The sequence below is a fragment of the Arenimonas oryziterrae DSM 21050 = YC6267 genome, assembly GCF_000420545.1.
Classification (GTDB): Bacteria; Pseudomonadota; Gammaproteobacteria; order Xanthomonadales; family Xanthomonadaceae; genus Arenimonas; species Arenimonas oryziterrae.
Genome location: NZ_ATVD01000002.1, coordinates 47,424 through 68,025, shown reverse-complemented (window position 1 = coordinate 68,025; position 20,602 = coordinate 47,424). Strand labels below are relative to the sequence as shown.

Here is a 20,602-nt window from a genome sequence, read left to right as displayed (position 1 = left end):
TTTTTGATTGGCGGAGAGAGTGGGATTCGAACCCACGGTGGTATCACTACCACGGCAGTTTTCAAGACTGCTGCCTTAAACCACTCGGCCATCTCTCCGTTAATTTGTTGCGGCAGTTTTGCGCAGGGCTTCCTGCCCTGCGCCCCTGCGGGGCCGGCTGCGCCGTCGTGAATCGTTCCGGACGATTCACTCAAGACTGCTGCCTTAAACCACTCGGCCATCTCTCCAAGGACACTAGTTTAGCGAAACTGGCGGGTAGGGGCTTTCCTACCCGAAATTGCGGCTATGCGTCTTGTTTCTGAGCTAGCGGGCTTCGTACTGTGGGGTCGGGGAAACCAGCCGGAGAGTGCAATGATTCGTGTCTTTCTGCTCGATGACCATGCCCTGGTGCGGACCGGCTATCGCCTGATTCTCCAGCAGGAGCTGGACATGGAGGTAGTCGGTGAAGCGGCCAGTGGTGAGGACGGCCTGCCGATGATCCGGCGCCTGCGTCCGGACGTGGTGCTCTGCGACCTGCATCTGCCCGGCGTCAGCGGCCTCGACATCACCGATCGCCTGGTCAAGGGTGAGATCGCCAAGGTGGTCATCGTGTCGGTCCAGGAAGACGGCCCGATGCCGCAGCGCCTGCTCGACGCCGGGGCCAGCGGCTATCTGGGCAAGGCCTGCGATGCGTCGGAGCTGCTGCGTGCGATTCGCGAAGCCGCCCGCGGACGGCGCTACCTAGGCGGCGACATCGCGCAGAAGCTCGCACTGGGCGGCAAGAACCTGTCGCCGTTCGACCAGCTCTCGCCGCGCGAACTGGAGATTTCGATGCTGTTCTGCCAAGGGCTGCGGGCGGAGGATATCGCACGACGACTGAGCCTAAGCGGCAAGACGGTTGCGACGCACAAATATCGTCTGCTGGAAAAACTCGGGATCAAGGACACCATCGCGCTCGCGCGAATGGCGATGCAGCATGGCGTCACCGATCCGGTGCTCGTCGGCTGACGAGGGGAAAAAAGAAAGGCACCCGTGAGGGTGCCTTCCCGGTTCCGGCGATTCGCGCCCAATCAGCTCAGTGGCGTATCGCGCTTTTCGACACTCTCGTCGTCGTCGAGCGGATCGACGGGCGCCACCGGCGGCACGATACGTGCGAACTCGTTGGGCAGCGTCTCGATGTTCGTGGTAAACACGGCCGGGGTCGGCGTCGGCGTTTGCACCGGCGGTGCGGGAACGCTGGTCTGGGTCGAGGGACGCGACCACAGATTTTCGTTTTGCGTCGGTTCGAGGCTGAGCTTGGACTCGACGGCCGGCGACACCTGCGTCGGGAACAACGGGGCTTGCGTGGCCACCGGGGCGATGTAGCTCTCGACCGGCGCCAATTCGAGCGGTGCCGGCGTCTCGACAACCGGAGTTACGGGCGCGGTCTGAACGACTGCCGCCGGGACGACCGGCGTTTCCGCGCGGGGCGCCGGGGCGGCGACCGGCTGAACCGCCGGAGCGGCCACGACCGGGGCGGGCTCGCTCGGAGCGACGAACACCGGCTTGGCTTCGGCAACTACCACCGGCGCGGCCGGCGTCACCGCGATGGGGGCAACCACGACCGGCGTTTCCACGACGGGCGTTTCGACCTTGACGGTTTCGACGACCGGGGTTTCCACCGCCGGCGTGCGCACTACGGCCTCGGGTTCCGGCGACAGATCATCGAAATCCGATTCCGACGCAGTCACGGGGAGGGAGGATGCGAAGACCGGCATCGCCACGCTTCCGGACGGACGCGGAGACGACGACGTGCTCTCGCCTTCTTCCATGTCGTCGCCGGGCTCTTCTTCGTCGAAGTCCATGTCGTTGGAGGCATTCGGGGCGGCGTTCGGATCTGCGGCGCCGCCTTCCTGGCGACGACGGCGGCGACCGCCACGACGGCCACGACGGCGACGGCCGCCTTCGGCATTCGCACCTTCGGCGGTCTGTTCGGCACCTTCGCCGGCGACACCAGCAGCGACCACAGCCGCAGCGACGGGCGCCGCGGGATCGACGCTCACGGTCACGCCATCGGCGCCTTCCGGCGAAGCCTGGCGCGCCGCATCGCGGGCCGCGCGGCGCTCGGCCTCACGCTTGATGTTTTCCTGGCGCTGCGCTTCGCGACGCTCGGCTTCCTTGCGCTGCTGCTCTTCGCGACGCTGCTGTTGTTCGAGCTTGCGTTGTTCGTCGAGGCGAATCTGCTCTTCGCTGCGCTCGGCCTTGGGCGGCTGCGGCTGGCCGGGCTTGCCCTGCGGATTCTGCGGCTTGCCGCCCTGCGGCTGCGGCTTGGGCTGGCCACCCTGCGGCGGACGATTGCCGCCCTGGCCGGGAGCGCCACGACCGCCCTGGCCCTGGCTCTGGCTCTGGCCGCGATCGCGGCTGGGACGTTCGCCACGGCGGGGCTCGTTGCCACGACCGCTATTGCGGTCGCCGCGTTCGCCACGCTCATTGCGGTCGTTGCGCTGTTTCGGCGCCGGCGCCGGCGTTTCGCCGACGAAAAACGCCTTCATGCGAGCGAACAGACCCGGTTTCGCGGCAGCGACCGGAGCGGCGGCCATAGCCGGTGCCACGGCCTCGGCGACGTCTTCGCGCAATTCGCGCGTCGGCGCCGGCTGCGTCGGACGCACATGGGTCACGGCCGGCATGTCCGGCACGTTCATGTGCGCCTTGGTCAGCGCATGGACTTCGAGCTTGCGCGGCGTGGTGCGGTGGTAGCTGGGCTTGGCGGTTTCTTCGCCCAGATCGCCTTCGCGCAGACGCGAGACGTTGAAGTGCGGAGTTTCCAGTTGCTCGTCGGCGACGATGATGATCGGCGCTTCGTGGCGCTGCTCGATCTCGAGCAGGGCGCGGCGTTTTTCGTTGAGCAGGTAGTTCGCGATTTCCGACGGGGCCTGCACCAGGACCTGCCCGGTGTTTTCCTTCATCGCATGCTCTTCGGCCAGGCGCAGGATCGACAGCGACAGCGACTCGACGCTGCGCATGCGGCCGTGGCCGTCGCAACGCGGGCAGATGATCTGGCTCGACTCGCCCAGGCTCGGACGCAGGCGCTGGCGCGACATCTCGAGCAGGCCGAAGCGCGAGATCTTGCCGATCTGCACGCGGGCACGGTCGTGACGCAGCGCCTGCTGCAGGCGGTCCTCGACCTGGCGCTGGTGCTTGCCCGAGCCCATGTCGATGAAATCGATGACGACCAGGCCGCCGAGATCGCGCAGGCGCATCTGGCGCGCGACTTCTTCAGCCGCTTCGAGGTTGGTGTTGAATGCCGTCTCTTCGATGTCGCTGCCCTTGGTGGCGCGCGAGGAGTTCACGTCGATCGCGGTCAGCGCTTCGGTCTGGTCGACGACGATCGAGCCGCCGGAGGGCAGGCGGACCTGACGCTCGTAGGCATTCTCGATCTGCGATTCGATCTGGAAGCGGTTGAACAGCGGAATGTCGTCGGTGTAGTGCTTGAGCTTGCGCAGGTTCTGCGGCATCACCGACTGCATGAAGTCTTTGGCTTCTTCATACATCGCCGGCGTGTCGACGAGGATTTCACCGACGTCGGCGCGCAGATAGTCGCGCAGCGCGCGGATGATCAGGCGCGATTCCTGGTAGATCAGGAACGAGGCCGGCTTGGCCAGGGCGGCGTCGGTGATCGACTTCCAGACCTGCAGCAGGTAGTCCAGGTCCCACTGCAGCTCTTCGGCGTCGCGGCCGACACCGGCGGTGCGGATGATCACGCCCATGTCTTCGGGAATGCTCAGCGCGTCCATGGCTTCTTTCAGGGCCTGGCGGTCGTCGCCCTCGATGCGGCGCGAAACGCCGCCGGCGGTGGGCGAGTTCGGCATCAGCACCATGTAGCGGCCGGCGAGCGAGATGAACGTGGTCAGGGCCGCGCCCTTGTTGCCGCGTTCTTCCTTGTCGACCTGGACGACCACTTCCTGGCCTTCGCGCAGGATTTCCTTCAGGCCGGCCTTGTTGGGGTCGACGCCGGGGACGAAGTAGTCGCGGGAGATTTCCTTCAGCGGCAGGAAGCCGTGGCGCTCGCCGCCGTATTCGACGAAGGCGGCTTCGAGGGAAGGTTCGAGCCGGACGATGCGGCCCTTGTAGATGTTCGACTTCTTCTGTTCTTTCGAGGGTTGCTCGATGTCGATGTCGTACAGGTTCTGGCCATCCACGATGGCGACACGCAGTTCTTCCGCCTGCGTGGCATTGATCAGCATCCGCTTCATTGTCAGTGTCCTCACGCGCTCAACCGCGAGGAACGCCGGGGGTCCGCGCCCGTCTAGCTCGATCCGTTGCGCAGGCGCAGTCGGATCGCGGCAGGAACTTCCAGCGCTACTAAAAACCGTCGGGCGAACCCACGGGAGCGCTTTACATTTGTTCGTTAGGGGTCCCGAAAGACGCCGAGCGTCTTCCGGATCTGCCCGGGCGTCACCCCGAGGCGATATCCGTCTGCCTTCCAGACCGGCTAACATGGTCACCCCCGTGGGGTGTGGTAGCGGCCTGTCGGGATTCGCCAAACAGCGGCTTTCGGCCGACTATCGAGCGAAATCAGGACGTTATCTCGCGGTGTTAGTGTAGCAGATGGGAAACCCATGACCACAGTCTCAGGCGGTGTGAAACAGGTCCTCGTGCCCGAGGATCGGGATGGTCAGCGCCTGGACAACTTCCTGTTGGGCCAGCTCAAGGGGGCCCCGCGCAGCATCATTTACAAGATCGTCCGCAGCGGCCAGGTCCGGATCAACGGCAAGCGCTGCAAGCCCGACACCCGGCTCTCGGGCGGGGACGAGGTGCGTATTCCCCCGGTCCGACTGGACCAGGTCGGCGACGTGAAGACGCCGCCCAAGGGCATGCTCGACCGCCTGGCGGCCAGCATCGTCTACGAGGACAAGGCCCTGTTCGCCCTGAACAAGCCCAGCGGCATCGCCGTCCACGGCGGCAGCGGGCTGAGCTACGGCGTCATCGAAGCCCTGCGCGCCCTGCGCCCGGACGAGACGATGGAGCTCGTGCATCGCCTGGACCGCGACACCTCCGGCGTCCTCATCATCGCCAAGAAGCGCGCCGCCTTGCTCGAACTGCAGGCCCTGCTGCGCGAGGGTGATGACGAGGAAGCTCCGAACAAGAAATACTTGACCCTGCTGGTCGGCAAGATGCCGCAGGGCACGATGACGGTCGAAATGCCGCTGCAGAAGTCGGTGATGCAAGGCGGCGAACGCATGGTGCGCGTCGACCCGAATGGCAAACCCTCGGTCAGTCATTTCCGCCTGATCGAGCGACGCGCCGGCCACAGCTTCTGCGAAGTCCGCATCGAGACCGGTCGCACGCACCAGATCCGCGTGCATGCGGCGCACCTTGGCCATCCGGTCGCGGGCGACGAAAAGTACGGCGACCGCGAAGCCAACAAGAAACTCGCCGAACAGGCCGGACTCAAGCGCCTGTTCCTGCATGCCGCGTCGATGGAATTCGCCCTCGAAGGCGGCGCCAAGCCCTACCTGATCAATGCGCCGCTGGCGGATGATTTGAAGGCAGTGCTGGATCGGTTGGCCTGAACAAGCCGTTGTTATGCGGACATCCGAATCGGCCGCATCAGAACTTAAGGTCGCGCGGGTTCAGCTAGCTCGACTACTTGGGATTCGCGGATCAGGCTCAATGGGCCGGGAGAAACGAGAATGTGGAGCTCAAGGGGCCCCAGTGGAGAGTCCCTGTACACCGAGGTCTCCTGATCAATGGTGACGAGATAGTCTGAGTCGTTGAGCACGGTCCACGAATCGCCCAGTTTTTCGTGGATTGTCGTCATGACGTGAGCTTGCTGCTCCTGGCCCTGCATCCTTGCGGGCGCAACCCTCAGCTTCAGTCTTAACGCACCGCCGCGAGGGTTTCCGCTCAGTTCCGACTGCGCGACTTGTCCGCCCCGCGTCAAGATTGTTTGCCTGGAAACCAGAATCCCATATCGATAGATCGAAATCTGAGTACAGAACGATTCTCCTTCCTGCACGGAAAGGGAAAAAGACTTAGACCATGCGATGCCGCAGACCGATCCGATTGCCAACGCAACGACGGCAATCATTCCGGAAGCTCGTTTCCTGCGCATTTGATGTCTCCGATGAGCTCCATAGAAACCTAGATGGAGCTTCGGTCCAAGTCCACCACTGCGGGCGGGGATTCATCTTCTTGTAGCGCATTTGTGACCGGGGTAGGAGCGCTGCCGCTCAACCTACGCATTGCAATATTTCACTTTGATTTTCGGCATGGTCCTCAGCCCAACTGCTCCACCTTCGCCGCACAGATGAAATCGTTGAGACTCAGGCCGCCGACATCGTGGGTCGAGAAGCGTACGACCACGCGGTCGTAGTGCACCGACAGGTCCGGATGGTGGTCTTCGCGGTGGGCGACGAAGGCGAGGGCATTCACGAAGGCCATCGTCCGGTAGTAGTCGCCGAAGCGGTACGTCTTGCTGATCGCCTGGCCGTCCTCGATGCGCTCCCAGTCGGGCAGGGCGTTCAGATAGCCGCGGATCTTGTCTTCCGGCAGCAGGTGGTCCTGGCCGCGCAGCGGGCTGCAATGGCGGGAGGCGAGTTCGGCAAGCAGGGACATGGGCTTTCCTTGGAGTCGCGGAATCGGAGATCGCCGTTTCCGTTGGTCGGAGACGGGCGGGCCGAACGGAAGTTTAGCTGCCCATGGGATAAAATCGGCGAATGATCAATATCACCGAATCCGCCCAGACCTATTTCCGTCACCTGCTCAAGACCCAGGGCGGCGACGCCGTGGGCATCCGCGTTTCCGCCGTGCATCCGGGCACGCCGCGCGCCGACGCCCGCCTGGAGTTCTGCGAAAACGGCGATCTGCTCGGCGACGAGTGGTCGCTCGATTGCGAAGGGTTCACGCTGTATGTCGATGCGCCGAGTGCGCCCTTCCTCGACGGCGCCGACATCGACTACGCGACCCAAGGTGCCGGCAGCCAACTGACCATTCGTGCGCCGCGCATCAAGGGCGAAGCGCCGAAAGGCGATGCGTCCTTGATCGAGCGCGTGCGTTGGTTGCTCGATTCCGAGATCAATCCCCAGCTCGCGTCGCACAAGGGGCAGGTATCGCTCGAAGAAATCACCAGCGACGGCGTTGTGCGTCTGCGCTTCGGCGGCGGCTGCCATGGCTGCGGCATGGCCGATGTCACGCTCAAGCAGGGCATCGAGAAGACCTTGATGGCGCGCATTCCCGAGATCACTGCCGTGCGCGACGCGACCGATCATGCCACCGGCGAGAATCCCTACATCGCCCGCTGAACTTTTCCGGCGATGCCGGGACTAAGCGCCGCCCCCCAACGTGCGGAGTGACATGCAGGCTGCCTTTGACGAATTGCCGGTGCCGGCCCCCTGGCGACCGCTCTCGTTGGCGAAACCGGCGCCGCGCGTCGGTTTCCGTTGGTCCGTGCCCCTGCTTGCGGTCATCGCCTCCCTGCATGTGCTCGCTTTCGCCTGGCTGGCGCGCGCGATGTCGCCCGAGACGCCGTCCATGAGTCCGGACGCGATCGAAGTGAGCTACATCACGCGGCAGGAAACCCGGCTCGAACCGATGGTCGTGCATCTACCGGCGTCTGCCGAGCCGACGCCCGTCGAACCTCCGTCCGAGACGCCGACGGAAACGTCGCCCGACGCTCCGCCGCCTGAGCCCGAGAACGTTCCCTTGCAGATTTACGACGCCGCGGGTCGGGTCAAGTTGCCCGAGAGCCTGATTGCCGAACTCGCCAAGGTCGACAGCAACGATCGCGTTTTCGAATATCAGATCCCGGGCATCAACGCAGCCGGCACGTTTTTCGACCGTCCGCCCGCGCTGGCCTACGAGGCGACGCGCTTCGATCAGTACTGGCAGCCCGACCAGGATCTGCTGACCGAACTGTTGACCGAGGCCGTGGAGAAGTCCACGAAGGAAATCCGCATCCGCATCCCGGGCAATCCGCAGGCGAAGATCGTCTGCAAGGTGTCCCTGCTTGCCTTGGGCGGCGCGTGCGGCGTGCAGCGCAACGACAACGGCTTCGTGCTCAAGGAAGACGATCCGGCGACCCTTAGCGCGCAGGAACAGAAACAATGCCAGGCGTGGTGGGACCTGATCGTCGCGGCGAAATCGCAAGATATCTGGCGCAAGACCCGCGCGCTTTACGAAAGCGAATGCCGCAAGCCGCTGGAGCGCAAACCGCCGGAGGTCCCTTTGCCGGCAACGGCGCAATGATGGCGAGCAAAAGAAAAGGCCCCGCGAGGGGCCTTTTCGTTCCGCGAACTCGACGCCTGCGCAGACTCAGCGCGCGTGGCCGCTCAGGTCGTGGATGTGGCTGTCGAGCGAACCGAAATACGCCGACAGATCGGCGATGTCCTGGTCGCTCAAGGCCTGCGCCTGGCCCGCCATGATGGCGTTCTTGCGCTTGCCGTTCTTGTACTCGTGCAGGGCCTTGGACAGGTAGTCCGGGTACTGGCCGGCCAGGCGCGGATAAGTCGCGTCCAGGGTTTTGTTGCCGTCGGCGCCGTGACAAGCGGCGCAGGCCGTGGCCTTGGCCTTGCCGCGGGCGACATTGCCGGTGGCGCCAGCAAGGGCGGAACTCGCGAAGGCGAGGGACAGGCAGACGGTGGCGATGCGGATCAGGGTCATGGGAGCGATTCCGTTCACTTCTTGGCCGGAGCCAGGCTGGACAGGTAGGCGGCGATGTCGGCGATGTCCTGGTCCGAGAAGCTCGACGCCTGGGCCTGCATGGTCGGATGGTTGCGCTCGCCCTTCTTGTAGCCGGTCAGCGCCGCGACGAGGTATTGCTCGTTCTGGCCGCCGATCTTGGGCACGCGGTAGCTCGGGTAGGCGTTTTTGTATTCGGCGATGCCGTGGCAGCCGGTACAGGTATAGGCCAGTTGCTTGCCTTTCTTGATGTCGCCCTTGGCAAAGGCGGGGGCAGCGGCGAGGGCCAGTGCCAGGCAGGCGGCGGTGAGCAGAACTCGTTTCATCTAATGGGTTTCCGGCGGATGAGTGTCGGCGGAGCAGGTCAAACCAAAATTATAGCCTGCGAGGTCCCGGAGCAGACAGGGGGGCGCACAATCGCATCCCACTGCGTCGCCCGATACCGGCGGCTTGCCTGCAGGAACGCACCTAGACTTTCGGCACATTCTGCTTTCGGGGGTGATCCGTTACTGTTCTATTCAACTATAACACCACCCCTACAAGCGAGCCCCGATGAGCGCCTCCTCCGCCACCAACCGAATGCCTGTCCTGATCCGTACCGGTGCCGTCGCCCTGGCCCTGGCGGGCCTTGCGCTGGGGGGCTGCAAAGGCTCCGCGCCGGATGCCAATGCCGCGTCCGGTCCCAACGGTGCCAGCGCCGAGGTCGACAAGGACGGCAAGCCGATCAAGAAGGTCGATGCCGTGCCGGTCGAAGTGGCCAAGGTCTCGCGCAAGCCGATTTCGGCCAGCTACTCGGGCACCGCCAATCTCGACGCCCCCGGCGAAGCCCAAGTCGTGGCGAAAACCTCCGGCGTGATGGTGCAACTGCTTGCCGAAGAGGGCGATCAGGTCCATGCCGGCCAGGTGCTCGCGCGCATCGACGGTGACAAGGTGCGACTCGAGGCGCAGCGCCAGCTCGCGACCGTGCACAAGCTCGAGAACAACTACCGCCGCTCGCAGGAACTGCTGAAGCAGAAGCTCGTCAGCGCCGAAGCCAGCGAACAGATCCGCTTCGATCTCGAATCGGCCCGCGCGAGCTATGCGCTGGCGCAGCTCGAACTGTCCTACACCAACATCACCGCGCCGATCAGCGGTGTCATCGCCCAGCGCATGGTCAAGCCGGGCAACCTGATCACGCTCAACGCGCCGGTCTTCCGCATCGTCAACAATTCGCATCTCGAGGCCGCGTTGAACGTGCCGGAGCGCGAAATGGCCCGTCTCAAGAACGGCATGCCGCTGCATATGGTCGTCGATGCCGTGCCCGGCAAGGTGTTCGAGGGTCGCGTCGACCGCATCAGTCCGGTCATGGATTCGGGCAGCGGCACCTTCCGCGTGGTCTGCGTGTTCGACAATGCGCCGGAACTGCGCCCGGGCATGTTCGGACGCATCGAAGTCGTCTATGACCAGCGCCAGGATGCACTCACCGTGCCGCGCATCGCCCTGCTCGAAGACGAAGGCGAGCCGGCGGTCTATGTGCTGCGCGGCACCAAGGTCGCCCGCGTGCCGGTGAAAATCGGCTTCAGCAACGGCGAGCTCGCGGAAATCGTCAGCGGCGTCAAGGAAGGCGACCAGGTCGTCACCGCCGGTAAGGTCGCGATCCGCGACGGCACCGAAGTGCAGGTCATCGGCGCCAACGCCACCACCACGCCCGTCGCCGCTGCCGAGACGCCCAAGAAATGAATCTTGCCGAGTTCGCCACACGTCGTCGCGTCACCGTGTTCATGGTGGCGTTGACCTTCGTCATCTTCGGATTCATCGCGCTGCGCGACCTCAAGGTCAACCTGCTGCCCGACCTGAGCTATCCGACGCTCACGATACGCACCGAGTACACCGGTGCGGCGCCCGCCGAGATCGAAACGCTGATCAGCGAGCCGATCGAGGAAGCGGTCGGTGTCGTCAAAAACCTGCGCAAGCTCAAGTCGATTTCGCGTACGGGCCAGAGCGACGTCGTGCTCGAGTTCGCCTGGGGCACTGACATGGACCAGGCCAGTCTGGAGGTGCGCGACAAGATCGACGTGCTGCGCCTGCCGCTGGAGTCGAAGGCGCCGGTGCTGCTGCGTTTCAATCCGTCGACCGAGCCGGTCATGCGTCTGGTGCTCACCACGCCGGAAGTGCAGAACGGTAGCGAACAGGCGGAACTGATGCGGCTGCGTCGCTATGCCGACGATGAACTGAAAAAGCGTCTGGAGCCGGTCGAAGGCGTCGCCGCGATCAAGGTTGCCGGCGGCCTGGAAGACGAAGTGCAGGTGCAGATCGACGCCGATCGCCTGGCGCAGCTCAATCTGCCGGCGAGCACGGTCATCGACCGCCTCAAGCAGGAAAACGTCAACATTTCCGGCGGCCGCATCGAAGAGGGCAGCGAACGCTACCTCGTGCGCACGGTGAACCAGTTCAGCAGCCTCGACCAGATGCGCGAGTTGCTGATCGCCAATCTCAATGGCGTGCCGGTCCGGCTGAAGGATGTCGCGACCGTTGACCAGGGTTACAAGGAACGCGAGGCGGTCATCCGCTTCAAGGGCCGCGAGGCGGTGGAAATCGCCGTCTACAAGGAAGGCGACGCCAATACCGTCGCCGTCGCGGAAGCCGTGCGGACGGCCTTGCGCGCGATCGAATCGTCCAATGGTTCCGGCCCGCCCGGTGCTGCGAAAGCGCAGCCGAAACCCGGCGCATACCTGATCGACGGCATCCCGGTGCAGACGATCGAGGACCAGTCGAAGTTCATCAATAATGCGCTGAGCGAGGTCAAGTTCGAGGCGGCGATGGGCGGTGTCCTGTCGATCCTGATCATTTTCTTCTTCCTGCGCGACGGCTGGAGCACCTTCGTCATCGGCCTGTCGCTGCCGATCTCGATCATCGCGACCTTCTTCTTCATGGGTCAGCTGGGCCTGAGCCTGAACGTCATGTCCCTCGCGGGCCTGGCACTGGCGACCGGCATGGTCGTGGACGACTCCATCGTGGTGCTGGAGAGCATCGCCAAGGCGCGCGAACGCGGATTGAACATCCTCGAAGCCGCGATCGTTGGCACCAAGGAAGTCAGCATGGCGGTGGTCGCGTCGACGCTGACGACGGTCGCGGTGTTCTTCCCGCTCGTGTTCGTGGAAGGCGTCGCCGGCCAGCTGTTCAAGGACCAGGCGCTGACCGTGTCGATCGCGCTGATGATCTCGCTGATCGTGTCGCTGACCCTGATCCCGATGCTGTCCTCGCTCAAGGCGAAGGCGCCGATGTCGTACTTGCCGACGGTCGCGCCCAACGAACACCAGACGATGTTCGAGTTGCTGGTCGCGCCGATGCTGCGGGTTTTTGCCTTCGGCGTGGACATCCTGCGCTGGCCCCTGACCAAGCCCTGGGCGAGCTGGAAGCGCTGGGGCGTGTTTGCTTTGCTGCTGGTGCCCAAGCTCGCGCTGTTCATTCCGTTCTGGATCATCGCGATGGCGGTCGTGCTGCTGTGGCAGGCCGGCCTGTTCGCTGCGAGCGTCGTGGTCACCAGCGGCTTCCGCATTTTCCAGACGACCGTGCTGGGCGGCGGTTCCTGGCTCGGCGAGAAAATTCTGCGTCCGTACGAATACGCTGCCAGCTACTACCACGGCTTGCTGCCGCGGGCCCTCGATCGTCCCTGGCTGATCCTGGGCAGTGCGACGGCGGCCTTCGTGGTCGCTGTGATGATCGCTTCGACCCTCGGCACGGACCTGATTCCGCAGCTCGCGCAGGACCGGTTCGAGATGACCGCCAAGCTTCCGCCGGGCACGCAGTTGCGCGAGACCGACGCGCTGGTGCGTGCGGTGCAGAAGGCGCACGACAGCGATCCCGATATCGAAGCGCTGTACGGCGTCAGCGGCACCGGCACGCGCCTGGACGCGAACCCGACCGAGTCGGGCGAGAACGTGGCCAAGCTCAGCGTCGTGCTCGGTGACCACTACAGCAGTGAAACCGAGTCCGCCGTGACCGAGCGCATGCGCAAGACCATGGCGCAGTACCCCGACATCGGCGTGAAGTTCGGCCGACCGCAGTTGTTCAGTTTCTCGACGCCGCTGGAAATCGAACTGCGCGGCCAGGACCTGGATCAGCTGCAGCGCGCCGGTCGCAAGCTGGCGCAGATGATGCAGGGCTCCGCGCACTTCGCCGACGTCAAATCGTCGGTGGAGCAGGGCTATCCGGAAATCCAGATCATCTTCGACCAGCAACGTGCGGCGGCCCTGGGCCTGACTTCGCGTGCGATCGCCGACCAGGTGGTGCGCCAGGTGCGCGGCGAAGTCGCGACCCGCTACAGCTTCCGCGATCGCAAGATCGACGTGCTGGTGCGCGGCCGAGAAAGCGATCGTGCCTCCGTGGACGATATCCGTCAGATCATCGTCAACCCGCAGAGCGACAAGCCGGTAACCCTGGCTTCCGTGGCCAATGTCGTGGAAACCATCGGTCCGAGCGAGATCCATCGCGCTGACCAGACCCGCGTCGCGATCGTCTCCTCGAACCTGCGTGGCATCGATTTGGGCACGGCCGTGCAGGAAGTACGGCAGATGGTCCACGACAATCCACTGGGCGCGGAAATCAAGCTCGCGTTCGGCGGACAGAGCGAAGAGCTCGACAGCTCGATCCGTTCGCTGCTGTTCGCGTTCGGCCTGGCGATGTTCCTCGTCTACCTGGTCATGGCCTCGCAGTTCGAGTCGCTGCTGCACCCGTTCGTGATCATGTTCTCGGTGCCGCTGGCGATCGTCGGTGCGGTGGCCGCGCTGTGGCTGTCGAATTCGCCGGTGTCGGTGGTGGTGTTCATCGGCCTGATCCTGCTGGTCGGCATCGTGGTGAAAAACGCCATCGTGCTGATCGACAAGGTCAACCAGTTGCGCGAAGAGGGCGTGTCCAAGCGCGATGCGCTGTGCCGCGGTGCCGAGTCGCGTCTGCGTCCGATCATCATGACCACGCTGACGACGCTGTTCGGCTTCGCGCCGCTGGCCTTCTTCGGCGGCGACGGTGCCGAGGTGCGCGCGCCGATGGCGATCACGGTCATCGGCGGTCTGACGGTGTCGACCCTGCTGACCCTGGTGGTCATCCCGATCATGTACAACCTGCTCGATCGCCGCCCGGATGAGTACTACATCCGTCGCGGCAAGCCAGTAACCGTGGATGCGTTGCCCGAGGGAGCGCACTGATGACGCTTGCCGAGCTCAGCCTGCGCCGGCCGGTCACGGCGGTGATGTTCTTCGTCTCGATGGTGGTGATCGGACTGATCGCCGCCGTTCGCCTGCCGCTGGAACAATTCCCGGAAGTGAACGTGCCGTTCCTGATGGTGAATTTCCCGTATTCGGGATCGACGCCGCAGGAAGTCGAACGCAGCATCACGCGTCCGGCCGAAGAAGCCCTGGCGACGTTGCCGGGTATCCAGTCGCTGAACTCGACCAGTCGCGCCGAGGGCGCGGACATCTTCATCCAGTTCTCCGACTGGGACCGCGACGTCAATGTCTCTGCTAGCGAGGCGCGCGATCGCATCGACGCGATCCGCCAGGACCTGCCGGATGACCTGCAACGCTATTTCGTCGAGAACTTCTCGCTGACCGATCAGCCGATGATCCGCGTGCGCTTCTCTTCCAACCGCGACCTGCGCAAGGACTACGAACTCATCGAACGCGAAGTGCAGCGGCGGATCGAACGCGTGCCCGGTGTCGCGCGCGCGGAGATCTCCGGCGCCTCGCCCAACGAAGTCGAGGTTTCGATCGACCCCGCGCGCCTGGGCGCGCACAACATCGGCCTGAACCAGCTGGCCGCGAAGCTGGCGGCCGTGAACTTCTCCGTGTCTGCCGGTGAGATCAACGAAGGCCAGCGACGTCTGCGCGTGCAGCCGGTGGGCGAGATCAAGGATCTGGGACAGCTGCGCGACCTCGTGCTCAACGAGCAGGGTCTGAAGCTCTCCGACATCGCCGAAGTCCGGCTCAAGCCGCAACGGCAGGCATTCGGCCGCCGCCTCGACGGCCGTCCGGCCGTGGGTTTGGACATTTATCGCGAGCAGTCGTCGAACCTCGTCAACGTCGCCCGGCAGGTGATGGTCGAGCTCGACGAGATCAAGAAGTCGCCCGACCTCGAGGGCATCCAAGTGCTGGTGTTCGACAACCAGGCCGAATCGGTGACCGATTCGATCAAGGACCTCATCGAGGCTGGCGCACTGGGTTCGCTGCTGTCGGTGTTCGTCCTTTACTACTTCCTGCGCCACTGGCCCAGCACCCTGATGGTGACGCTGGCGATTCCGATCTGCATCGTGATGACCCTGGGTGCGATGTACTTCCTCGGCATCACCCTCAACATCCTGTCGATGATGGGGCTGTTGCTGGCGATCGGCATGCTGGTCGACAACGCGGTCGTGGTGGTCGAAAGCATCTACCAGTACCGCGAAAAATATCCCGAGAACCCGATGCGCTGCGCCATCGAGGGCACGCGCGCCGTGCAGCTGGCGATCAGCGCCGGCACCCTGACCAGCATCATCGTGTTCCTGCCTAACCTGTTCGGCGCGACCAATCGCATCAGCATCTTCCTGGGCGAGGTCGCGCTGACCATCACGATCGCGCTGCTGTGCTCGTGGCTGGTGGCGGTGAGCCTGATCCCGATGATCAGCGCGCGTCTGGCCACGCCGCCGGCGGTCACCGCTGCGCACGGCTTTATTCCAGCGCTCAGCCGTCGTTACGGCGGGCTGCTGCGCTGGTCGCTGCTGCACCGTGGCAAGGCCCTGCTGGGCATCCTGCTGATCATCGGCATCAGCCTGGTACCGGCGAAGTTCACCAAGTTCGACATGTTCGGCGAGGAAGCAAGCCTGGAGATGGGCTTGTACATGAACTGGAAAGGCTCCTACAGCCTGGAACAGATGTCCGATGAAATCGCCAAGGTCGAAGCGCATCTGGAAAAGAACCGCCAGCGCTACCACCTCAAGCAGATCTACGTTTTCTACGCCGAACAGGGCTGGGGCGGCATTCGCCTCACGCTCAACGACGACGTCAAGAATCCCAAGGAAATCCAGGAGCTGATGCGCACCGAGATGCCGAAACTCGCTCGCGCGGAAGTCGGTTTCCAGGGTGGCGGCAACAATGGTGGCGCCGGCGATACGGAGATCACCGTCTACCTCAACGGCGATTCCAGCGATGCTCTCGCCGAGTTGGGCGAGGGTATGGTGCCGGTGCTGTCCAAGCGACCGGAGTTGCGCGACGTGCGCGTGGATTCCGGCGACGAGAACAGCGAGATCCAGGTCACCGTCAATCGCGAGCGTGCGGCGATCTACGGATTTAGCGCGCAGGAAGTCGCGCAGTACATCGGCATCGCGCTGCGCGGCTCGCCGATGCGCGAGTTCCGCCGTGGCGACACCGAAGTGCCGGTGACGGTGCGTTTCGCCGGCGCCGACACCTTCCGCGTCGAGGACTTGTCTAACCTCAACCTGCGGCGCGCAGACGGCACGACGGTACCGCTGCTCTCGGTCGTGGACGTGAACCTGCGCCGCGGTTCGTCGCAGATCTCGCGGCAGGACCGCCGCACCTCGCAGGCGATCGTCGCCAGCATCGCCGACGGCAAGACCAAGGACGAGGCGCGCAAGGCCGTCGAGGAAGTCATGAAGAGCGCACAGCTGCCGCCGGGTTACGGCTGGAGTTGGGGCCAGACCTTCGAAGAAGACGACCAGGCCGGCGGCCAGATGGGCAGGAACATGCTGCTGGCTATTTTCATGATCCTAGTGGTCATGGCGGCGCTGTTCGAGTCGCTGCTGTTCCCGATCGCCATCCTCAGCAGCATCATCTTCTCGTGGCTGGGCGTGTTCTGGGTGTTCGCCCTCACGGGCACCGCGTTCTCGATCATGGCGATGATCGGCATGCTTGTATTGATGGGCGTGGTCGTGAACAACGGCATCGTGATGGTCGAACACATCAACGCGCTGCGTCGCGGCGGCATGAACCGCACCGACGCCCTGGTCGAGGGCAGCCGCGAGCGTCTGCGACCGATCCTGATGACCATGGCGACGGCGATTCTCGGTATGTTGCCGCTGTGCTTCGCCGGTGCGTCGGTCGGTGGCGACGGTCCGCCGTACTATCCGATGGCCCGCGCGGTTGCCGGTGGCCTGGCGTTCTCGACCGTGGTCAGCCTGCTGTTCCTGCCGACGATTTACGCGATGCTCGACGATCTGGGCCAGAACACCGCGCACATCATCCGTCGGGCCCGCGAGTCGGCGCTGTGGGGCAAGAAGTCGGCCGCCGCCAAAGCGGCCGCTGACGCGCAGAATCCCTACGTCGGCTGACGCGCGCGGTTATCCCAGCTTGTGGATCACCGCGGCGCCGGCGACCCACACGGCGATGCTGGTGCCCAGATTGGTGAGCACGAAGTTGAGGAAGGCGCGGGAGAAACGATTGCGCCACCAGCCGGCGAGGCTGATGGTGTCGTCGCGCAGATTCAGCATGTCCTGATAGGTCGGACGGCGCAGCCAGGCTTCGATGAAGGCGCTGACCATGCCAGAGCTCAGTGCGGGAATCAGCGGCGAGATCGGCGAAGCGAGCGCCGCGCCGAGAATCGACAGGGGATGTCCGCCGGCGGCCAGACAGCCCAATGCACCGCCGATCGCGGTGATGACGCTCCAGCTCAGCACGAGCTTGGACGCCAGATCGAAGCCGCCGTGGTAATAGCCCCAGCCGAACGCGGCGAGCAGGCTGCCCGCGAAAATCATCGTGAACCAGGGAATGCGGCTGCCCTGCGGCAGGTTGTCGAGCTCGGCGAGTAGTTCGGCCGGTGGCGCATTGCCTTCGGTGAGTTCGGTTTCCAGGCCTTTCAGATGACCCGCGCCGACCACGGCGAGCACTTCGCGGGCCTGGCCTTCAGCGCCGACCTGACGCAGGCGAGCTGCCATGTAGCGATCGCGTTCGGCGATCACTGCCTCGAACAGCTCCGGCGTCTGCTCGGCAAATTCGCCAAAGCTCGACTCCAACAGATCGCCTTCCTTGAGTTTCTCGATTTCGCTTTCTTCAACCTTCTCGTCGACGAACAGGCTGCCAGCGAGTCCGGCCATGAGCTTGCTGCGGCCCCAGAGGCCAAGCTTGCTCCAGGCCCGCTTGAGCGTAGTGCCGACATCGCGATCGATCACGGCCAACGCCAAGCCGCGTTGCTTGGCGCCGAGGGCGGCCGCCTTGAGTTCGGCCCCGGGCTCGACGCCGAGTTGTTCGGCTAGGCGGCGCTGATACGCGGCGAGTGCGAGATTGGCGGCGACCAGTCCCGTCTTGCCCTCGCGAATGATCTGGAACAGATCGAGCTTGTTGAGCAGATCCGGCTCAGTGAGGGCGCGCAGGCGATTGTTGTCCAGCTCGACGGCGATCGTGTCGTAGGTGCCGCTGGCGATCGCGGCTTCGACGGCCTCGATGCTCGCGCGCGAGACATGCGCGGTGCCCAACAAGGTGTAGCGCACGCCGTCGCGTTCGACGATGGCGTGCGGCTGCTGGGCGAGGTCGGAGCGGGATTCGGTCATGGGTTTCAGGTCGGGGAAAAAAACGGACGACCGTCGCCGGTCGTCGCGGGGAGGCGTTGTCGCTGGCGGAGGCTCAGTCGCGGTAGCGCTTGAGCAAATCCTGGTAGGCGTCGATGCGGCGGTCGCGCAGGAAGGGCCAGATACGGCGCACATGTTCGCTGCGCGCAAGATCCACTTCGGCGATCAGCAATTGCGGCGAGTCGTTTCCGGCCTCGGCGAGAAACTCGCCCTGCGGCCCGAGCACGTGACTGCTGCCCCAGAAGCGAATGCCGCTGGCGCCGAGCGGCGAAGGCTCGTGGCCGACGCGATTGCAGCTGAGCACCGACAAGCCGTTGGCGACGGCATGGCCGCGGTGGCTGAGGATCCAGGCGCCACGCTGGCGATCTTTTTCGTCCGCCTGGTCGTCCGGATCCCAACCGATCGCGGTCGGATAGAGCAGCAGTTCTGCGCCGGCCAACGCCATCAGGCGCGCGCCCTCGGGATACCACTGATCCCAGCACACGAGCACGCCGAGGCGGCCGACGCTGGTATCGATCGGTTCGAAACCCAGATCGCCCGGCGTGAAATAGAACTTCTCGTAGAAGCCCGGATCGTCCGGAATGTGCATCTTGCGGTACTTGCCGACGAGCGTGCCGTCGGTTTCGAAGACGACCGCGGTGTTGTGGTAAAGGCCCGCAGCGCGACGTTCGAACAGCGAGCCGACCAGCACGACGCCGTGCTTCTTGGCGAGTGCGCCCAGGCGCGCAGTGCTCGGACCGGGGATGGCCTCCGCGCGATCGAATTCCGCCACGCTTTCGTGCTGGCAGAAATACGCGCCGTTATGCAGTTCCTGCAGCAGCACCAGCTTGGCGCCGCGCTGCGCGGCCTCGGCGACGCGTTGTTCGATCACGGCGAGGTTGGCCTCGACGCTGCCGTGGTCGATTTCCTGGACGAGGGCGACGGTGAGCGTGGACTGGGTCATGCGAGCAAACCTTCGGGAAGCTGCATCGTGATGCAGTGCAGACTGCCGTTCTGCCAGATCAGCGCACGGCAGGGGACGGGAACGATTTCTAGCGCGGGAAACGCCTCGGCGAGCACGGCCGCTGCACGGACGTCGGCGGCATCGCCGTACGCGGGCATCAGCAGGGCACCGTTGATGATCAGGAAATTTGCGTAGGACGCCGCGAGGCGGCGACCTTCGTCGAGAATCGGTTGTGCCCAGGGCAGTTCGAACAGCCGATAGGGCTGGCCATCCCGGGTGCGGAATGCGGCGAGTTCGGTGGCCATCGCGCCAAGCTCGGCGTAGTGCGTGTCGCCCGGGTCATCGCAGCCCTGGTAGACGATCGCATCGCGGCCAGCGAAGCGGGCGAGGGTGTCGATATGCGCGTCGGTGTCGTCGCCTTCCAGGTAGCCGTGATCGAGCCAGAGCGTGCGGTCCTGGTGCAACCAGGTCTGCAGCTGACGGGTGATCTGTTCGCGGCTCGCTTCGGGATGGCGCTCGTGCAGGCAGGTCCAGGTCGACAGCAAGGTACCGTTGCCGTCGGTTTCGATTCCGCCGCCTTCGAGTGCGAAATCGATGCGCTCGCGGCTGGCATGCTGGAACAGGCCGCGCTCGAACAGCGTCGCAACGATCTGGTCATCCAGACCGGCCTCGAACTTGCCTCCCCAGGCCGTGAAGTGGAAGTCGAGCATCCGGTAACGCCCGCCGTCGCGCAGGGTGATCGGACCGGAATCACGCAGCCAGGTGTCGTCGTAGGGCAGGCGTTCGAAGCGCAGCCGCGCCAGATCCACGCCGGCGGCCGAAAGCAGCCCGCAGGCATGGTCTTGCAAGGCCGCGTCTGCGACGCAGATCAGGACGGCCTGGCGGCGGCTGATGGCAGCAACGAGGGCGACGTACGTGCCTTCGACCTCGGCCAGGCGATCAGCCCAATCGGTGCCGGCATGCGGCCACGCGATCAGGACGGCGGACTGGGGCTCCCATTCCGCCGGGAAACGCGGTGACTGGTTCATCAGTTCCGGACGGGTGCGGGGCCGATTTCTTCGGGGCGGGCCTTGACCACCACCGCATCGACCACGTGGTTGTATTCGAAGAACACGTTGAAGTTGTTGTAGGCCCAACGCGTGATCGGCGGGTTGCGCTTGCGCGAGCCCGGGCCGGCGACGGCGCCGAATTTCTGGGTCGGCGCGCCGAACTGGGCTTCGACCTGGGCCATGGTGGCGCCACGCTTGGGCAGGCTGATGCCTTGCTCGGTCTGGACGCGCTGGATCAACAGGGTATCGGCCTGGGCGGCGGCGCCGGCGAGCAAACCGAAGGAAAGGGCGAGGGACAGGGTAATGCGCTTCATGGGGCTGCTCCGCTGAGTTGGGGGGTACTACCCGCTGTGCAGGGGCGATTCTGTCAAATCCGTCCGGGAATGCCTAATCGCGGCGCGGCAAAAGAAAACGCCGGCTTTCGCCGGCGTTCACCCTAAACCC

General features: G+C 64.6%; 16 protein-coding genes and 1 tRNA gene. 7 read left to right on the top strand and 10 right to left on the bottom strand.

All coding sequences use genetic code 11. From position 1 onward, the window contains the following. Positions 1–8 precede the first annotated feature (8 nt). Positions 9–98 (bottom strand) — tRNA-Ser (locus G467_RS0105095). 253 nt (positions 99–351) lie between these two features. On the opposite strand from G467_RS0105095, the gene G467_RS0105090 reads away from it, so the two are divergent. Continuing rightward, positions 352–987: a response regulator gene (locus tag G467_RS0105090; protein WP_022968654.1), complete on the top strand. Its 636-nt coding sequence runs from the start codon at positions 352–354 to the stop codon at positions 985–987. 62 nt (positions 988–1,049) lie between these two features. Here G467_RS0105090 and G467_RS15510 read toward each other — a convergent pair whose 3' ends face one another. Further along, complete coding sequence (locus G467_RS15510; protein WP_022968653.1) at positions 1,050–4,211, bottom strand: Rne/Rng family ribonuclease; 3,162 nt, start codon at positions 4,209–4,211, stop codon at positions 1,050–1,052. A gap of 366 nt (positions 4,212–4,577) precedes the next feature. Here G467_RS15510 and G467_RS0105080 point away from each other — a divergent pair, with 366 nt between their 5' ends. Continuing rightward, complete coding sequence (locus tag G467_RS0105080; RefSeq protein ID WP_026802377.1) at positions 4,578–5,531, top strand: RluA family pseudouridine synthase; 954 nt, start codon at positions 4,578–4,580, stop codon at positions 5,529–5,531. A 44-nt stretch (positions 5,532–5,575) separates the two neighbouring features. Here the strand turns inward: G467_RS0105080 and G467_RS0105075 are convergent, their stop codons facing one another. Together G467_RS0105075 and G467_RS0105070 are read right to left on the bottom strand one after the other, a co-directional pair. Then, entirely contained in the window at positions 5,576–6,049 is a 474-nt protein-coding gene (locus G467_RS0105075; protein WP_022968651.1) for a hypothetical protein, read from the bottom strand. Positions 6,050–6,237: 188 nt separating this feature from the next. Beyond that, positions 6,238–6,576 (bottom strand): 4a-hydroxytetrahydrobiopterin dehydratase, encoded by a 339-nt coding sequence (locus tag G467_RS0105070; RefSeq protein ID WP_022968650.1) that lies wholly within the window; start codon positions 6,574–6,576, stop codon positions 6,238–6,240. A gap of 101 nt (positions 6,577–6,677) precedes the next feature. Between G467_RS0105070 and G467_RS0105065 the strand changes: the two genes are divergently transcribed. Both G467_RS0105065 and G467_RS0105060 read left to right on the top strand, forming a co-directional pair. Then, a complete protein-coding gene (locus G467_RS0105065; RefSeq protein ID WP_022968649.1) occupies positions 6,678–7,262 on the top strand; it encodes an NfuA family Fe-S biogenesis protein in 585 nt (194 codons plus the stop codon). A gap of 52 nt (positions 7,263–7,314) precedes the next feature. Then, positions 7,315–8,205: a hypothetical protein gene (locus G467_RS0105060; protein ID WP_022968648.1), complete on the top strand. Its 891-nt coding sequence runs from the start codon at positions 7,315–7,317 to the stop codon at positions 8,203–8,205. Positions 8,206–8,271: 66 nt separating this feature from the next. Here G467_RS0105060 and G467_RS0105055 read toward each other — a convergent pair whose 3' ends face one another. Continuing rightward, entirely contained in the window at positions 8,272–8,619 is a 348-nt protein-coding gene (locus tag G467_RS0105055) for a c-type cytochrome (protein WP_022968647.1), read from the bottom strand. A gap of 14 nt (positions 8,620–8,633) precedes the next feature. Continuing rightward, on the bottom strand, positions 8,634–8,963 hold the full coding sequence (locus G467_RS0105050) for a c-type cytochrome (protein WP_022968646.1): 330 nt from the start codon (positions 8,961–8,963) through the stop codon (positions 8,634–8,636). Positions 8,964–9,216: 253 nt separating this feature from the next. Between G467_RS0105050 and G467_RS0105045 the strand changes: the two genes are divergently transcribed. The 3 genes from G467_RS0105045 to G467_RS0105035 are packed head-to-tail and all read left to right on the top strand — an operon-like array spanning position 9,217 to position 16,933. After that, positions 9,217–10,356 (top strand): efflux RND transporter periplasmic adaptor subunit, encoded by a 1,140-nt coding sequence (locus G467_RS0105045; protein ID WP_022968645.1) that lies wholly within the window; start codon positions 9,217–9,219, stop codon positions 10,354–10,356. Beyond that, entirely contained in the window at positions 10,353–13,820 is a 3,468-nt protein-coding gene (locus tag G467_RS18490) for an efflux RND transporter permease subunit (protein ID WP_022968644.1), read from the top strand. The genes G467_RS0105045 and G467_RS18490 overlap by 4 nt, the downstream gene beginning before the upstream one ends. Continuing rightward, entirely contained in the window at positions 13,820–16,933 is a 3,114-nt protein-coding gene (locus G467_RS0105035) for an efflux RND transporter permease subunit (protein WP_022968643.1), read from the top strand. The genes G467_RS18490 and G467_RS0105035 overlap by 1 nt, the downstream gene beginning before the upstream one ends. Positions 16,934–16,942: 9 nt before the next feature. Here the strand turns inward: G467_RS0105035 and G467_RS0105030 are convergent, their stop codons facing one another. The 4 genes from G467_RS0105030 to G467_RS0105015 all read right to left on the bottom strand — a co-directional run bounded on the left by G467_RS0105030 (position 16,943) and on the right by G467_RS0105015 (position 20,472). Next, a complete protein-coding gene (locus G467_RS0105030) occupies positions 16,943–18,148 on the bottom strand; it encodes a TraB/GumN family protein (protein ID WP_022968642.1) in 1,206 nt (401 codons plus the stop codon). A 73-nt stretch (positions 18,149–18,221) separates the two neighbouring features. Then, entirely contained in the window at positions 18,222–19,109 is an 888-nt protein-coding gene (locus tag G467_RS0105025) for a carbon-nitrogen hydrolase (protein ID WP_022968641.1), read from the bottom strand. Then, positions 19,106–20,137, bottom strand: a complete 1,032-nt coding sequence (locus G467_RS0105020) for an agmatine deiminase family protein (protein WP_022968640.1) — start codon at positions 20,135–20,137, stop codon at positions 19,106–19,108. Before G467_RS0105020 ends, G467_RS0105025 begins: the two co-directional genes overlap by 4 nt. After that, on the bottom strand, positions 20,137–20,472 hold the full coding sequence (locus G467_RS0105015; protein WP_022968639.1) for a hypothetical protein: 336 nt from the start codon (positions 20,470–20,472) through the stop codon (positions 20,137–20,139). The genes G467_RS0105020 and G467_RS0105015 overlap by 1 nt, the downstream gene beginning before the upstream one ends. Between the last annotated feature and the right edge of the window lie 130 nt (positions 20,473–20,602).